General features: G+C 41.7%; 22 protein-coding genes and 1 pseudogene. 15 read left to right on the top strand and 8 right to left on the bottom strand.

The annotated features are described in order from the left end of the window. Nucleotides 1-25 precede the first annotated feature (25 nt). The 3 genes and pseudogenes from ABLT31_RS03020 to thpR all read left to right on the top strand — a co-directional run. Nucleotides 26-241: pseudogene (locus ABLT31_RS03020) on the top strand (DUF3892 domain-containing protein); the annotation flags it as partial. Between the two features lie 86 nt (nt 242-327). After that, on the top strand, nt 328-1,065 hold the full coding sequence (locus tag ABLT31_RS03025) for a LysM peptidoglycan-binding domain-containing protein (RefSeq protein ID WP_367748684.1): 738 nt from the start codon (nt 328-330) through the stop codon (nt 1,063-1,065). Nucleotides 1,066-1,078: 13 nt separating this feature from the next. Then, a complete protein-coding gene (gene thpR / locus ABLT31_RS03030) occupies nt 1,079-1,633 on the top strand; it encodes an RNA 2',3'-cyclic phosphodiesterase (protein WP_367748687.1) in 555 nt (184 codons plus the stop codon). On the opposite strand, the gene ABLT31_RS03035 is transcribed toward thpR, so the two are convergent. The 3 genes from ABLT31_RS03035 to ABLT31_RS03045 form a co-directional block, all read right to left on the bottom strand. Continuing rightward, a complete protein-coding gene (locus ABLT31_RS03035; protein ID WP_367748690.1) occupies nt 1,630-1,848 on the bottom strand; it encodes a hypothetical protein in 219 nt (72 codons plus the stop codon). The two genes, thpR and ABLT31_RS03035, sit on opposite strands and share 4 nt — an antisense overlap. 191 nt (nt 1,849-2,039) lie before the next feature. After that, nucleotides 2,040-2,279 (bottom strand): hypothetical protein, encoded by a 240-nt coding sequence (locus ABLT31_RS03040; RefSeq protein WP_367748692.1) that lies wholly within the window; start codon nt 2,277-2,279, stop codon nt 2,040-2,042. Between the two features lie 201 nt (nt 2,280-2,480). Continuing rightward, nucleotides 2,481-3,056 (bottom strand): non-ribosomal peptide synthetase module, encoded by a 576-nt coding sequence (locus ABLT31_RS03045; RefSeq protein WP_367748695.1) that lies wholly within the window; start codon nt 3,054-3,056, stop codon nt 2,481-2,483. A 336-nt stretch (nt 3,057-3,392) separates the two neighbouring features. Between ABLT31_RS03045 and ABLT31_RS03050 the strand changes: the two genes are divergently transcribed. Next, entirely contained in the window at nt 3,393-3,602 is a 210-nt protein-coding gene (locus tag ABLT31_RS03050) for a hypothetical protein (RefSeq protein WP_367748698.1), read from the top strand. A gap of 77 nt (nt 3,603-3,679) precedes the next feature. Here ABLT31_RS03050 and ABLT31_RS03055 read toward each other — a convergent pair whose 3' ends face one another. Continuing rightward, a complete protein-coding gene (locus ABLT31_RS03055) occupies nt 3,680-3,817 on the bottom strand; it encodes a hypothetical protein (RefSeq protein ID WP_367748701.1) in 138 nt (45 codons plus the stop codon). Nucleotides 3,818-3,951: 134 nt separating this feature from the next. Between ABLT31_RS03055 and ABLT31_RS03060 the strand changes: the two genes are divergently transcribed. The 6 genes from ABLT31_RS03060 (at nt 3,952) to qoxD (ending at nt 10,070) form a co-directional block, all read left to right on the top strand. Then, the gene (locus ABLT31_RS03060) at nt 3,952-5,175 is read left to right on the top strand and encodes an MFS transporter (RefSeq protein ID WP_367748704.1); all 1,224 of its coding nucleotides are present in this window, start codon (nt 3,952-3,954) and stop codon (nt 5,173-5,175) included. 116 nt (nt 5,176-5,291) lie between these two features. Further along, nucleotides 5,292-5,810 carry a DUF3231 family protein gene (locus ABLT31_RS03065; RefSeq protein WP_367749346.1) on the top strand — a complete coding sequence of 173 codons (519 nt, stop codon included), beginning with the start codon at nt 5,292-5,294 and terminating at the stop codon, nt 5,808-5,810. Between the two features lie 450 nt (nt 5,811-6,260). Next, nucleotides 6,261-7,166: a cytochrome aa3 quinol oxidase subunit II gene (gene qoxA / locus ABLT31_RS03070; protein WP_367748706.1), complete on the top strand. Its 906-nt coding sequence runs from the start codon at nt 6,261-6,263 to the stop codon at nt 7,164-7,166. A 75-nt stretch (nt 7,167-7,241) separates the two neighbouring features. Beyond that, nucleotides 7,242-9,188, top strand: coding sequence for a cytochrome aa3 quinol oxidase subunit I (gene qoxB / locus ABLT31_RS03075; protein ID WP_367748709.1), 1,947 nt, complete (start codon nt 7,242-7,244; stop codon nt 9,186-9,188). Then, complete coding sequence (qoxC, locus tag ABLT31_RS03080; protein WP_367748713.1) at nt 9,188-9,784, top strand: cytochrome aa3 quinol oxidase subunit III; 597 nt, start codon at nt 9,188-9,190, stop codon at nt 9,782-9,784. Before qoxB ends, qoxC begins: the two co-directional genes overlap by 1 nt. Before the next feature lies 1 nt (nt 9,785). Then, nucleotides 9,786-10,070 carry a cytochrome aa3 quinol oxidase subunit IV gene (gene qoxD, locus ABLT31_RS03085; protein ID WP_367748716.1) on the top strand — a complete coding sequence of 95 codons (285 nt, stop codon included), beginning with the start codon at nt 9,786-9,788 and terminating at the stop codon, nt 10,068-10,070. Nucleotides 10,071-10,170: 100 nt separating this feature from the next. Here the strand turns inward: qoxD and ABLT31_RS03090 are convergent, their stop codons facing one another. Next, nucleotides 10,171-10,425, bottom strand: coding sequence for a hypothetical protein (locus tag ABLT31_RS03090; RefSeq protein WP_367748719.1), 255 nt, complete (start codon nt 10,423-10,425; stop codon nt 10,171-10,173). Nucleotides 10,426-10,642: 217 nt separating this feature from the next. Between ABLT31_RS03090 and ABLT31_RS03095 the strand changes: the two genes are divergently transcribed. Beyond that, on the top strand, nt 10,643-11,104 hold the full coding sequence (locus ABLT31_RS03095; RefSeq protein WP_367748722.1) for a hypothetical protein: 462 nt from the start codon (nt 10,643-10,645) through the stop codon (nt 11,102-11,104). 66 nt (nt 11,105-11,170) lie between these two features. Here ABLT31_RS03095 and ABLT31_RS03100 read toward each other — a convergent pair whose 3' ends face one another. The 3 genes from ABLT31_RS03100 to ABLT31_RS03110 form a co-directional block, all read right to left on the bottom strand. Further along, nucleotides 11,171-11,614 (bottom strand): 2-thiouracil desulfurase family protein, encoded by a 444-nt coding sequence (locus ABLT31_RS03100; RefSeq protein WP_367748723.1) that lies wholly within the window; start codon nt 11,612-11,614, stop codon nt 11,171-11,173. Between the two features lie 127 nt (nt 11,615-11,741). After that, nucleotides 11,742-12,635 carry an AEC family transporter gene (locus tag ABLT31_RS03105; protein ID WP_367748726.1) on the bottom strand — a complete coding sequence of 298 codons (894 nt, stop codon included), beginning with the start codon at nt 12,633-12,635 and terminating at the stop codon, nt 11,742-11,744. Nucleotides 12,636-13,158: 523 nt separating this feature from the next. Then, nucleotides 13,159-13,344 (bottom strand): hypothetical protein, encoded by a 186-nt coding sequence (locus ABLT31_RS03110; RefSeq protein ID WP_367748728.1) that lies wholly within the window; start codon nt 13,342-13,344, stop codon nt 13,159-13,161. A 208-nt stretch (nt 13,345-13,552) separates the two neighbouring features. On the opposite strand from ABLT31_RS03110, the gene ABLT31_RS03115 reads away from it, so the two are divergent. The 4 genes from ABLT31_RS03115 (at nt 13,553) to ABLT31_RS03130 (ending at nt 15,077) form a co-directional block, all read left to right on the top strand. Beyond that, nucleotides 13,553-13,753, top strand: coding sequence for a hypothetical protein (locus ABLT31_RS03115; protein WP_367748730.1), 201 nt, complete (start codon nt 13,553-13,555; stop codon nt 13,751-13,753). Between the two features lie 122 nt (nt 13,754-13,875). Next, the gene (locus tag ABLT31_RS03120) at nt 13,876-14,121 is read left to right on the top strand and encodes a hypothetical protein (protein ID WP_367748732.1); all 246 of its coding nucleotides are present in this window, start codon (nt 13,876-13,878) and stop codon (nt 14,119-14,121) included. A 40-nt stretch (nt 14,122-14,161) separates the two neighbouring features. Further along, nucleotides 14,162-14,353 (top strand): hypothetical protein, encoded by a 192-nt coding sequence (locus ABLT31_RS03125; RefSeq protein ID WP_367748734.1) that lies wholly within the window; start codon nt 14,162-14,164, stop codon nt 14,351-14,353. A 160-nt stretch (nt 14,354-14,513) separates the two neighbouring features. Next, a complete protein-coding gene (locus ABLT31_RS03130) occupies nt 14,514-15,077 on the top strand; it encodes a thioredoxin family protein (protein ID WP_367748736.1) in 564 nt (187 codons plus the stop codon). Nucleotides 15,078-15,086: the final 9 nt, after the last annotated feature.

Here is a 15,086-nt window from a genome sequence, read left to right on the forward strand (position 1 = left end):
TATGGCCTATGCTGCGGGTCAGCAAGAGCAGATCATCGCTGTCAGGAAAAATGAAAATGGAAACATTATGGCCATTCAGACACAAAACGGACGCGTTTTAGGATATGATCAGGCTCTTGCCGAAGCAAAAGCAGGAAGGCTGGCGCACGTGGATGTATTCCACAAATATGGAAGGGATATCCTGCGTTCCGAGCCAGATGGCATCCGTGAAAATAACTTAGATAATTTGCCAACATTTTAGCTTTATGACCCCCAGAAAAAGCAGTTTGCTCTCGAAATCTGTCGATAGATGTCAATTAGAAAATCATGGCAGGAGGAGCAGGAGAAGTGAAAACGAGCATGGGGAAAATAGGGCTAAGTTTGGCAGCGTGTGTGGGACTATTCACAGCAGGGTTTCACCCTGCCTATGCCCAGATACAGCCAAATATGAAAGTAACGGGCCAAGGTACTCAGATCACGGTGGACTTTAAGCAGTATAAGTCAATCGGTGCTGTAACTTTGAATTTTATCCATATGGCTGAGAGCGGAGATACGCTTTGGAGCATTGCGAGAAAGTACGGACTTACCGTAAACGAGTTGGCTAGCCTCAACCAACTTGATCCCAATCGAGTCTTGCTGGTTAACCAAAGGATCATCATACCTGTGAAAACAAAGTCAGCAGGAGCCAAGCTGGCATCAGCTCAAGAAAAGAATTCGGTTAAGGTTTATGTTGTGGTGGATGATATAGAAAGGAAAGCGGTCAAAGCCAAGGAATCACCCAAGAGAACGGCCAATGCTGCTGTCCACCAAGTAAAACCAGGCGAGACGCTTTTTTCCATTTCAAAACGGTATGGTGTATCCATGGAGATGATGGCCCAGCATAATCAAATCAACTCGTATAACCATCTACCTTCCGGGACCACTCTGAAAGTTCCAAGAATTAAGGAGTATGACGTGAAGTCAGGGGATACGCTTCTTCAGATTGCACGCAAGCACAATACTAGCATACAAGCTATCACAAGCTATAATCAGCTAAAGGAACAAAATACCATCAAAGTGGGGCAACGATTAAAGATCCCGCAGTAAAAAAGGAGAAGAGATGGACATCCATTATTTTCTTGCTGTGCCTATTCCTATATCATTGGCCCAACGTCTGGCTGATTGGCTTTCTTCTCGCCATGAAGAACTTCCTTTTAAAAATAAGGTTGTCGCTGAAGATTACCATATTACGCTTCACTTTTTGGGGCGAGCAGAGGATAAGTCCCTGTCTCAAGTTATAGCAGGGATTCCGAAGGCAAAGGAGGGGATCTCTTCTTTTTCCCTTCAAGCCACACACTTCGGTTATTTTGGCGAGAAGCAATCGCCAAGAATCTTCTGGGTAGGTACGGAACATGAGAGAGCGCTTCATGAGTTGCAAAAAGCGACAGGCTATGTATGCGAGCAGGCTGGTTTCCAAATGGAAAATCGCCCTTATCGCCCTCATATCACAATAGCAAGAAGATGGCAGGGCGAGTTTTCTTTTGTCCTTCCTGACTTTCAGCAAGAACTAGGAGATACGGACTTGTCCTGGAAGGCAGACCGTTTTTGCCTATATCGGTCACACATGGATCGAATGCCAAAATATGAAGTCGTGGAAAGCTTCCCTTTTACTTAAGAGTTACCCGCAGTACGCGCTTGATGATGGTAATACCATGCGTATTTGCGGGTATTTTTCCTTTTGGCAAAGATATCCTCGGAGTCCTGTTTCGGTTTCTTGCTGGACTGGGTTTCATGGAAGCATTCCATGCAATACCCATCTTTTTCTTGAACCTCAAACGTTGTTAATTTAACCCCACAACTCTGGCACATTTGCTGAGATAAAATGATCATGATTTATTCCTCCTGATTTTGTCAAAATATAGATTTGTATCAATTAATTTTTCTTGTTATCTGGATATTTATTAATATACCAAGTCCCTTTCAGGTTTGCTGTGAAATTGATCACATCTAACCATTCAGTACCAGACTTCAAAAAAAAAGAAATGACCAATCAGAAAAATCGATTGGTCTAGGATAAATATCTAAACTAATGGTCCGTATTCAATCATATAGATCGCATTGTCTTCGGGTTCAGGCGGTTGAATCTGGGCCTTATCCTGCTGCGCAGCAGCAGGGGAAAAGGCTCCTGATCCGCGAATCTTGGCTTCGGGTAAAATTCCTTCTGGAAATCCGTCTACGTGCTCAAAGCGGCGAATGAACCTGGGCTCCTCATCCATCTCACAACAAATCCTGCAGATTTCATCAAAATGGGCAAAGGACATGATACACACCTTCTCCTTCGGTCAGATTAAGGAAGAAAGCTCGTGCGGAATGTCTTGCCTCGTTAAGATGGAACCGAGAAAGCCTTCTTCCTACTTCTAGTATAATATGAAGATCAGGAGAATATAAGGTTATGAAGTGGCTGTTTTGTGAAAGTTGAGATAAAAAAGGGGAGGAAAAGTATGCCTTTTCCTCCCCCTTTTTTATGCTTCTAGTATAAAAAGTTCTTTCGTTAATTCTTTCAAGCGGGCATCAATTTCCTCCGTATGAATAGCCTTCACCCGAAGATCTAGTAATTGGTCAATTTGCAGTCGGACCCAAGCGATCTCGTCTTCAACCCCGCGTTCGGAATATAAACGGGCAAGGGTACCGATGGTATCTTTAAATTCATAAACCAATTTGGTTTTTTCTCCGCGAATTTCTTGGATCTTAACAACATTTCCATAGGCATAATGATATTCCATGATATGTTTGTGGTAGAGGCGATGAACGAGAGCGTGACCTTTACATTCCTGAACAGCTTTACGCACAGTATTGGCCAATTGAAGATCTTTCACAACAAAAGATCCTTCGAAGATATAGTGAGGTCCTAAAGGATGAAAGACAAGAGGGATTTCGTTACCGTGATCAAAGAGGATCATCTCCGTGTCGCCATTGTCGAATACACGAATTTGCGTAGAATTATGATGGGTTTCAAATAGTTTGACAAAATCCTTTAACTGATGCGAACTAAGTTCCAATTTGACTTGTTTGTACATGGTGGCTACTCGTTGAGCCATAAGAATTCGCTCCTATTTGTCCAATTTATTATACTCTTATTATACCTAATATCGTCATGTAAATCATGTTTGAAAAGTAGAGGAAATCGATTATTTTCTAAATGAAAGCGTTTTTAACAGAAGATTTAATGGGGAAACCTTTGTATCTCTTGATATTTCTCGGTATTCCTCTATATTTCACTGTTTCGTGAAAAACTCTAACAATGTCAGATACTGGATAAACACACTTATTGAAAAAATTCACTAATTTACAGTGTCAAACGAAGAAGGTATGATATAAACATAATATTTGAAAAATTCATTTTTATACTATGCGATATTAAAGGGGGAATTGAGTTGTCATTTGTTCATTTTGATGAAATTTTGGAGCTTTGCTGTGAGGAGATTGTGGGGGGGGAAAAAGGATTACCGGAAACCAAACAAAGCTATCAGGGGGAAACGAAGCGAGGAGCTCGGAATGGCCAAATTCAGCCTGCAATCGGAAAAAGAAAAAGGATGATCGTGTCCACCAGACCCCAATCTAAACCGCTGACATTCACAAGGTAAAGTCATATTTTCAAAAAAGCATGGAGAGGACTTCTTCCTTATTGGAATGAGGTCCTCTTTTTGCTTGCAAGTTGGGCCTAATCGGCTGCGCTTTCTTGTTGTTTTGCCTTTTGAGCGGCATTCTTAAGTCCATTAGACTGAACTTGGTCTTGGGGAAAATCGGGCACGATATCGTTCTTGTCGAGTGTCTTTGAGGGTTTTCGGTTTTTGGCCATGTTTCGATCCTCCTTTCGTTATCTATCCTGTTCAAATGATGGTGAAAGTATCCAAGGTGCTAGGGGAGTTCCAAAACCTATCAAATTCGTTATAATTGGAATAGGTTTCAGAGATGGGGAGGAGAGACAATGCTATGCAGGTGGCTATGAATGCCCAGGCTGTAGCCCAGCCTACCATGTACAGGATTTTATTTGCCATTGGTTTTGTTCATTTGCTAAACGACTCGATGCAGTCTGTAATACCCGCTATCTTTCCTATATTGCAGCAATCCATGAATCTTACTTATGTTCAATTAGGCTGGATTGCTTTTACTTTAAACATGACCTCTTCGGTCATTCAGCCGCTCGTCGGCTGGTTTACCGATAAGCAGGCCTTGCCCTATATGCTTCCCTTAGGAATGGGTTCCTCACTTATTGGGATGTTAGGGCTAGCGGTAGCTCCAAATTTCGAATGGCTGCTCTTATCTGTTGTATTTATTGGACTCGGATCCGCTGCCTTCCATCCTGAAGGCTCCCGCGTGGCTTATATGGCTGCAGGACCCAAGCGAGGTTTAGCTCAGTCGATTTATCAGGTAGGAGGCAATAGTGGTCAGTCCCTTGCTCCTCTAATGACGGCACTTATTTTTGTGCCATTAGGCCAGTTCGGAGCGATTTGGTTTACGAGTGTTGCAGGTTTGGCTATCCTGGTGCTGCTTTACGTTTCTACATGGTATCGGCAGCAGTTAAAATATTTTCCAAGGATAAAAAAGACCTTTCAAAGCAGAGAAATTCATCCCCAACAAAAGAAGCAGGTAGTCTTTGCCATTTCCGTTCTCGTTTTTCTAGTTTTTGCGAGGAGCTGGTATTCAACAGGAATTTCTAATTATTATCAGTTCCATCTTATTCAAAATTATGGATTGGCAATAGAAGAAGCCCAATACTATATTTTTGCCTTTTTAGTTGCTGGGGTATTAGGGACCTTTTTAGGAGGTCCCTTGGCTGACCGTTTCGGCAAGAGAAATATTCTTTTGTTTTCAATGCTCGGATCCGCCCCGATGGCTTTAGTCTTGCCGCATGTCCCGCTAGTTTGGGTATATCCTATTTTCTTTCTCATGGGGTTTGTACTATTGTCCAGCTTTTCTGTTTCCGTGGTTTATGCCCAGGAACTTGTTCCTGGGAGGGTGGGAATGGTTTCTGGTCTGATCGTAGGCCTTGCCTTTGGGATGGGGGCTTTGGGCTCGGTTGTTCTTGGGAAAATGGCCGATTTATACGGACTGCAGATCGTTATGCTTTTTTGCAGTGTTCTTCCTTTACTGGGGATATCTACCTTCTTACTTCCCTCCGATGAAAAATTGAGGGAGTGGCATGAACATGGGTAATTTTCCCTTACTATGGAGAGCGAACGGGGGATATCCTATTCTTTGGGTGATGAATTTACTTTGAAGGAGAACCCGCTATGGATTTGACAACAATCATAAGCATGGGGAGGTCTATGATGGGAATCTTGAGTGGAAATCCACAAAATGAACCAATGCATTACGGTGAGGTGTTTACAGTTTGGACTTATCTGTCCAGTGCAAAGGCGCTAGTGGCAGGTTACCAAACCTTTATAAACCATACGGGTGATGGAGACCTTCGCAATTTTCTTCAGGATTGTATTCAAACCAAGAAGCAGGAAATTACTCAGGTGGAAAATTTGCTGAAAGCCAATGGCGTAGGACTTCCTCCTTCTCCTCCAGAAAGACCTATTGCTAACTTGGAAAGCATTCCGGCAGGAGCACGTTTCATGGATCAAGAAGTCGCCACTTCGGTTAGCCGTGATATTGCAGCAGGGCTAGTTGCTTGCAGTCAAATCATTGGTCAATCGATTCGGGAGGACATTGCTGCAATGTTTGGGCAATTCCATGCATCAAAGGCCCAATTTGGACTTCGACTGTTACGCATCATGAAGGAAAAAGGATGGTTAGTTCCTCCTCCGCTTCATATGAATACGCCCGAACTTGCTCATGTATAGATCTAAAAGACCCTCGATGAGGGTCTTTTTTCTGTTCATTTATCAATTAAAAGAGGAGGGATCTATTTTTTACCTTAACATTTTAGACACAGTTTTGCCCTTAATCCGTAACAAAATAATCGGTGAACGTATGTTAATATATATTTACACAGTGATAAAAGGTTTAACACACAGAATCTAAATTAAATGGTCTTTAATTCGTTCTAGTAATACTTTTTTTGTGTGCTTTGTGAATTCATGCACAATTTTTCTTTCTAGAAAAGAAGATTGTGCATGAATTCACAAAACATAAACCCTTTTAGTCATTTTTAGTTAGTTTTGAGAGATATGACACAACATGGGTGGGATTAAAGGGGGCATAGTTTAAATTTACTGTTCTCGATAGAGACATGTGTTCATGTAAAATCTATTTGCTGCTAGCTTTTACACTGTAAAGAAAGGGGAATCTTTATGAACTTGAAATGGACATTTTTAAGCTTGGTTATCACTCTTACAACGGTGTTAACAGGGTGTGAACCATTGATGATCCTGGATCCTAAAGGACCGCAAGCTCAAACGCTAGCTAATGATATTATGCTATCGGCTTGGATTATGCTGTTTATTGTGATTGTTGTTTTTGCGCTATTGGTGTATATGCTAGTAAAATACCGTGCTTCTAAACAAAGAGAAGATTATGAACCGCCTCATATTGAAGGGAATGTGCTTGTGGAGGCGATTTGCGTGGGAATTCCGGTACTAATTGTTGCTTTCCTTTCCTTTGTTTCTGTTCAAAGCAACTATAAGGTCGAGGCAGCTCCAGAAGGATACGGAGATAAAGAACCACTGATTGTTTATGCTTCCTCCTCGAACTGGAAGTGGCATTTCAGTTATCCGGAAGAAGATATCGAAACGGTTAACTACTTGTATATTCCAACAGACCGGCCGCTTGAATTTAAACTTTACTCATACGGTCCGATCACCAGTTTCTGGATTCCGCAGCTTGGAGGACAGAAATACGCAATGAGTGACATGGTTAACACGTTACATTTGGCAGCAGACGTTCCAGGGGAATACATGGGAAGAAATGCAAACTTCAGCGGTAAAGGATTTGCAGAGAATACGTTTAACGTTACAGCAATGCCACAAGATGAATTTGATGATTGGGTAGAGGAAGTGAAAAAGACGGCACAGCCTCTTACTAAAGAAAAATTTGATGAGTTATTGGAGCCAGGCCATCTTGGACAGTCCACATACACCGGAACTCATTTAGGATTTTCACCACCGCCGGAAGGACATGATCACAAGGGGTCATCTGAAACTGAAGAAAAAGAGACCCATTCTGAAGAACATGAAGAACATAGCAGCATGGATCATTAATTTTTAATCATGGTTTAAAAAACAACGGGCTATACATTCACAAGGAATAGATTTCCTGAAAGGAGTCGGAAAAGTATGGATTTCTTTGCACGATTTGCCGTACCCCATCCAAGTCCTGCGATTTATGCATCAATGGTCGCTATTTTCCTTACTGTCATTGCCATTATCGCTGGACTAACCTATTTTAAGAAATGGGGCTATCTGTGGCGTGAATGGTTAACCACAGTAGACCATAAGCGAATTGGGATTATGTATCTGATTTCGGCTTTGCTGATGCTGTTTCGTGGCGGTGCAGATGCTATCATGATGCGCGCTCAGCTTGCCGTGCCTGAAAATCAGTTACTGGATGCACAGCACTATAATGAAATTTTTACAACTCATGGGGTCGTAATGATCCTCTTTATGGCTATGCCATTTATCATGGCCTTGATGAATTTTGTTGTACCATTACAGATTGGAGCTCGCGACGTAGCGTTCCCTCGTTTGAATGCTTTAAGCTTCTGGTTATTCTTCATGGGTGCGATGCTTTTGAATATCTCTTTCGTTATCGGAGGGTCTCCGGATGCAGGCTGGACTTCGTATTTCCCTCTAGCTGGCAACGAATTTAGTCAATCTGTCGGAACCAATTATTATATGATTTCCATTCAGATTGCTGGTATTGGTACGTTAATGACGGGTATTAACTTTATGACAACGATTCTGAAAATGAGAGCACCTGGCATGACTTTAATGAGAATGCCGATGTTCACCTGGTCTTCTCTTATTGCTAACATCATTATTGTTTTCGCTTTTCCTGTTTTAACCGTTGCGCTTGCGATGGGAACCATGGACCGGTTATTTGGGACACATTTCTTTACCACGGATAATGGCGGTATGGATATGCTTTGGGCAAACTTGTTCTGGGTTTGGGGACATCCTGAAGTTTATATCTTAATTCTGCCAGCATTCGGTATCTATAGTGAGATTATTTCTACCTTTGCACGACGCAATCTATATGGCTACAAATCGATGGTAGCATCAATGGTATTAATCTCTCTTTTATCATTCTTAGTTTGGGCGCACCATTTCTTTACAATGGGTCAAGGAGCACTAGCCAACAGCATTTTCTCGATTACAACCATGGCCATTGCTGTTCCAACCGGTGTTAAGATCTTTAACTGGCTGTTTACGCTTTGGAAAGGGAGAATTGAGATCACCACTCCAATGCTGTATTCGTTGCTTTTCATCCCGCTTTTCACCATCGGAGGGGTTACCGGGGTCATGCTTGGAATGTCAGCTGCAGACTATCAATATCATAATACGATGTTTTTAGTGGCTCACTTCCATATGGTGATTATTCCTGGCGTTGTATTTGCGATGCTGGCAGGTCTCACTTACTATTGGCCAAAAATGTTCGGCTACATGCTGAACGAAAAAATTGGAAAGCTCTCGGCATGGATCATTGCAATCAGCACGCTCGTAGCGTTTATGCCAATGTTCTTCTCCGGCTTAGACGGTCAAGCGCGCCGGATGTATACGTACTCTGCATCCACTGGTTATGGAACTTGGAATATGATTTCTTTTATTGGGGCCATTGGCCTTGCAGTAGGCTTTGTTATAATCGTGTACAACGTGTATTACAGCACGCGCTATGCTTCAAGAGATATCAGTTCGGATCCTTGGGATGCCCGAACCCTTGAGTGGGCGACTCATACGCCGGTTCCGGAATATAACTTTGCCATTGTACCTCGAGTTAAATCAATCGAATCATTGTGGGATGCGAAGAAAAAAGGGCATGTGTTATTCCAAGGCAATTATGAAAAGATTCATATGCCGAATAACAGCGGTGTACCATTTATCATGAGTTCAATCTTTTTCGTTTGGGGATTTTCTTTTGTATTCGGCTTGTGGATTCCTGTCATTCTTACGACAATCGGAATCTTGGCTTGTATGGCTCACCGCTCTTTCGAAAAGGATCACGGTCATTACATCTCTGTTAAAGAGGTTGAAGAGACAGAAAATAGAATGCGGGGTGTTAGCTAATGAAATTGGATCACTCGCTGCCACTTGAATATAGCACGGAAGAAAATCGCTTAAAGATCTTAGGCTTTTGGATTTTCCTAGGCGCAGAGATTATGCTTTTTGCCACGCTTTTCGCATCCTATTTCACCTTAGTTGATCGTACGGGAAGCGGACCAACTGGAGCTGAGCTTTTCAAAATCACTCCATTGATGATTGAAACCATTTTGCTTTTAACAAGTAGTTTTACCATAGGCTTAGGAATTCATGCCATGCGCATCGGCAATAAGCAAGCGATGATCTCATTTTTTGTGATCACTCTTCTTCTTGGCGCAGGATTCCTGGGAGTTGAAATTTATGAGTTCAATCACTTTGTTCACGAAGGGGCAGGACTTCAAACAAGTGCATTTACAGCTATCCTTTTAACTACTTTAGGAACGCATGGAGCACACGTGACACTCGGTTTGTTCTGGGGCTTGTTCATTATCCTGCAAATCAAAAGGGATGGACTGACGCCTGCAACAGCCAATAAATCATTTATCTTCTCCCTTTATTGGCATTTCCTGGACGTAGTTTGGATCTTCATCTTCAGCTTCGTCTACTTGAAAGGAATGATGTAACATGAATGAATTATTCCCGCGCAATCAAGTCATGGGCTTTGTGTTTTCGTTGCTCCTTACAGCGGTGGCACTTGCCGTTTACTTCTTCGACATGTCATTCGCAGTAGGCATGACGATTCTTCTTGCAACAGCATTCGTGCAAGCGGGTCTCCAGCTCGTTGTATTTATGCACGCGGGTGAATCTGAGGACAAAGGGGCCATTTATACAAACATCTATTACGGATTATTTATCGCTTTAATTACTGTCTTCGGTACATTACTATGCATGATTTGGGGTTACCTATAAAATCTTATGTACTAAGGGAGCGTCTACAATGATGCTCCTTTTTTAATGTATAACTTCTTTACATTATTTGGACAGCACAAGGAAAACTTGTAGCTTGGCTTTAGCCAAGTTTTCTTGCATTTACAGGGGCGACTTTAATTCCTTTAATTGTTTTGTCGAGCATTTCCTCTGTCGCCACAAAAAACACGCCCATTAAAAAGATAAAAACAGATCCCATAACTGTACCAATGCCTAGCGAAGTTAAAACGCTGTAATCGTTTTCAAACAGACCAAGTAAAAACATAACAATTCCCATTGTAAGAACGCTGCCGCCGACATACTTCACAGTGTTAAGTATCTTTCTTTTAGATTCCATTTCATTCATCCTCCTTTTTATCTATTATTCACTTTGTTCACATATTTGTCAAACTTTTTTCGGTTGCTGTGAGAAAAGTTTCCTCTATAATATCGGATGCCCTGAGATTCCCAATGCTCTTTCTGGCTGCATTTGCTTGATGTAGGGATAGTGGTTCTCGGAGAGTCTAAGGTTAAGGGGCTAAGAAAAAGCCCCCTTTTGACAATGGAGGTGTACGATGCATAAAAAGTGGTATAAGGCATTGGCTTCTATTTGCTTTGCATCATTTCTGTTCTCAGGATGCGGCTATTACCAAACGGGTGACGATCAAGGAAAAGCCTTAGGGAACCGCAACAATAATCAATCGACTAATGTACAAGGGAAAAAGAATGGGAATGCGGTACCTTATGGTCAAGTCTACCGGGGGGAGACGACAAACAATCAGAGACGAGGAAACCAAGGACAAACGTTAGCTCAAATAAATTCAGACAAGGATGTCACAGATGAAGTCCGGGGTTGGGGGTCACCTAACTACTATCGGTATTCTCGAGTCAATGAACCCAACTCCAATATTTGGGGGATGGAAAAAGGGCCAGTTGTACCCGAATTTACACCAGAAGGAAGGCGCTATCAAGTAAAGAAAGCTGCCCCTTACATGGAACCCGGAAGAGAAAGAGTACAGCCGCTGGGTTCAAGGTAACTATAAAGAAAAGGTGTCCCGCACAAAGCCAGTACTGGGACACCGTCTACATAAGTTATGACTCCTCTATGTTTGCTCTTCAGATGAAACGGAAATGCCATTTTGTATGAACAGGGCAGCCGTTACGCCCACACCTGTTTTCTTCGTTTTGCTGTAGGTTCCATCATAGATCTGATGACTGCCGCATGAGGGGCTTCTTTCTTTGAGGATAGCTTCGGTAGCCCCAACTGTCTTAGCTACATTTAAAGCTTGGTAAGCACCATCAATAAATTGCTGCGTGACATCAGCGCCTTGGTTATCGATAACTTTTGCATTCCACTTTAGAACATCAAAGCCATCTCCTCCGATAATCTCTGCGGGATTCCGAGGAGTAGGAAGACCGCCTAACTGCTCAGGACAAACCGGAATAGCTTGCCGTTCTTTAACCAGACGCTCCACGTCAGAAACACGATTTGATTGTTTGTCATACCGACACTGACAACCGATTAAGCAAGCGCTCACTATTTTCATTAGGGCACCCCCTTTATTGCTAATATTTTCATTTTATCATATTAGATGGAGCCAGACACTATTCCATCCCGAGGAAGTCAAAGCATGGAAAAAAAGCTGCCCTCTATGCTGACAGCTTTTTTCTGTATCATTGCAACAAGTTCAGCAAGCAAGTCAAGGTGACAAAGCTGAGCACAGTTGTAATTAATGTACTGCTTGAGACGAACTGAGGCTTGGCATTGAACTGCACGGCATACATTGTTGTTGTTGCAGCCGATGGCATCGCGGCAAGTGTAATGAGCACCTTTTGCAAGACCGGGTCCAATGGGAACATGAGACAAATCAAGTAAGCTAATAAAGGTGAAGCGATGAGACGGATAACGGTTGCTAAACTTATCCCTTTCCATTCCATTTGCTTAGTGGAAACGTTCGCTAATTGCATTCCCAGAATAATCATCACGAGAGGGATTGCGGCATCGGCAACCATATCTATGGCTTGAAAGAAATTATCTGGAATGATGATTTGCCATTCATACATAATCACTGCGACGATCGCAGCGTAGTTTGCTGGCATCTGTAAAACTGTTTTAATAGCCAATTTCGCTCCGCTTTGCCCACGCGATGCAAAATATACGCCAAAGATGCTCATAATTATGGAGTGAAATACCATGATTGTAATAGCATAGTCAAATCCAACAGGCCCAAAGGCAAAGAGGATGACCGGGGCACCATAGTTACCGCTGTTGGCAAAGGCAGTAGAAAGCATCAAGGCACTTTCTTGCTGTTTATCGTAGTGGCAAAATTTAGCTGTCAAGGTTGTGATGAGAATGAGGGCTCCAAGCAAAATCAAAGAGATGGCGGCAATATACATGAGTTGGATATCTAAGGGTGTTTTGTAAAATGTACGGAACACAAGCGCTGGAGATAAAATATAGATAGCGACAGTTGAGATGGGCTTCAAGTCCATTTGATATTTTCGTTGGATAATATAACCACTTAAAAATATTAAGAGTACGGGAAGAATTACATTAACAAATATCAAGTTCACACCTTCTTTCCATTGTATGAATATAATAAGGTGAAATCCTATATATGACAATAACAAGAAAGAAGCAGTAATGCGCTTACAAGACCAGCTCAGCTGTATTTTTCTCTGATTATTAATCGTGAGGTATCCTTTCTATTTTCATTGTCACAAAAAATTCATATATTATTTAGCTCAAGTTCTTGTGTTGTTGCATAGAATAACATAAGTATTATGGACTTGGGAAAAACCCCATCCCACAGGGATGATCACATAGATTAAGGCTGCTCGAAGGAGCAGCCTTGATTGTTATATATAGAAATAAAAAAGTAAGCGGTACCTCACTCAGTACCGCCCGACTTGGAAAAAGGAGGTGTTTGAAGGCAATTGCAGGATATATTGCCCGTTCCTCTCCAGCTTACTCACTGGATTACTGTATACTATGAAACAGAAGCAAGTGTTGCTTGGATATTAGACTAGATAAGAAAGAATTGGGTGATGAAAAAGTGCCTCCCTTGGTTATCGCAAGGGGGCACTTTTTTTAGTAGATAGACACGAATTGTTTACTCTTTGTGCGTGTAAACAGATTTGTATTTTTCTTTTTCCGGTTCACGTCATGGATTTCATTATAGCAGTCCATACAGTGTCCTTTCTTTTCTTGAATTTCATATTCGCTTAACTTCACTCCACAGTGCTGACATTTTTTTTCAGACAATGTAATGTTCATTCCTTGCCTCCTAGTTTTGAATTTATTTATAGTCATAGGTAAGATTTTTGACTTTGATTTGGTTAACAAGATTATTATATCACCATTTCGACTTTTTTCGACAATGAAATTGTGAATGAATTGTGAATCGATTCGTTATCCATGGGTATTCATGATTACCTTAGTTTCTGCTCATACTATGGGTAACTAGACTAAAGGAGAAGATTAAATGCTAAATCGGACCGGAAAATGCTCTTTAGGAATATTAGTGTTGATGTTTCTCCTGCTTGGATGCCAAATGGTGCAGGAGCAGACGAATCGCGAGGCCCCAAACCAGGTTCAACAAAGAGAAGGGCGCCAAGAGATTAAGCAGGGGGCAAAGGCTAAACAAGAACAAAAGGAAAAAGAGGAAGTAAAAAAGGAGAAATAGAAAGACGTTCAATCCATGAGCGTCTTTTTTCATTAGTCAGGTATTCTAGATATTCATAATTCAAAAGCTAAGATATTAAATTAGTAAAAGAAGATATTCTGTTGGGACGAGGGGGACTCTCCATGCATATTATATGGGACAAGGTCAATGATTGGAAATTTTGGGCATTAGCAAATGGTCACGAAGAATTCTATCAGGTTTTACTTATGAATAACATCAATTCGATAAAGGGAGTTTTTTATGAAAACCGGGAACCATTTCTGTCTATGGACATTGATGCACACCAGATTTTACATAACAGAGCTAAAGGTCTGTTAGAACCGCACATATTTAAAGAGTTTTCAGCTGAATTATTTAATAGGAAATAGTTCATCCTATAGGATATACAGGAAAAAGGAGGAGAAAGACATGTACGAATCAGATGCATGGTATATTCAGGACGACCTCACCGCCAAGCCGGCTAGAAAAGCGGTCAAACCCTTTACGAACTACACTGACTATGCCCAAACCGCTCCTATGAACCAAGCGGACGAAGAATGGGACCTCGATGCCTCGGCTAGCGATAATGAGTCATATGAGCTTGAGAGAGAGCAGATGTAAATGGATACCCTTAGTTCCTCTTAATCAGAGAGCTAAGGGTATTTTCTTATTTACTGATGCTGAAGTCTCACGTGGGAACACATAAGCCAATTGATTTTATGCTTAGCAGGCTATATCCTGTAAATATGTTGGTAAAATAATGCAGGGGGAGGGATAGAGTATGAATCTTCATAGTAAGTTTGAAAAAGGTCTTAAGCCAAAAGATTTTATCGATAGTATGACAGTGAACCAAGAGAAGTTTAGGGAGATTTATGAAAGTTTTATCTGGAATCCTGAGGACGAGGAATACTTTACAGGTTTTGCAGGGAAAGCCCAGCTGCATTGTTTGATCTTAGCTGCCGATTGGTGTGGCGATGTCGTGCGGAATGTGCCTGTAGTGTTACATGCGTTAGAAAAGGCAGAAATCAATACTGAAATCCTAGTGATGGAAAACAATTTGAACGTGATGGATCAGTTTTTAACAATGGGTGGCCGCTCAATCCCTATTGTCATTTTCACTGATCCAAAGGGAACAGTCTTAGGCAGTTGGGGACCTCGTCCAAAGCGGGTCCAAGAACCGATGGTTTTATTTAAGCAAGAGTATCCAAGCCGCGAGGGTGTTATGGATTATGAAGAGAGAATCAAGAATGTATATCGAGAAATTGGCCAACGGTATGGAGAAGGTAATCTCTTGTATCAACAAGAAATTATTACTGAGCTAAGAGCACTGATTACGTCCTTTTAAATTCAATCG

The organism is Ammoniphilus soli, assembly GCF_040813775.1.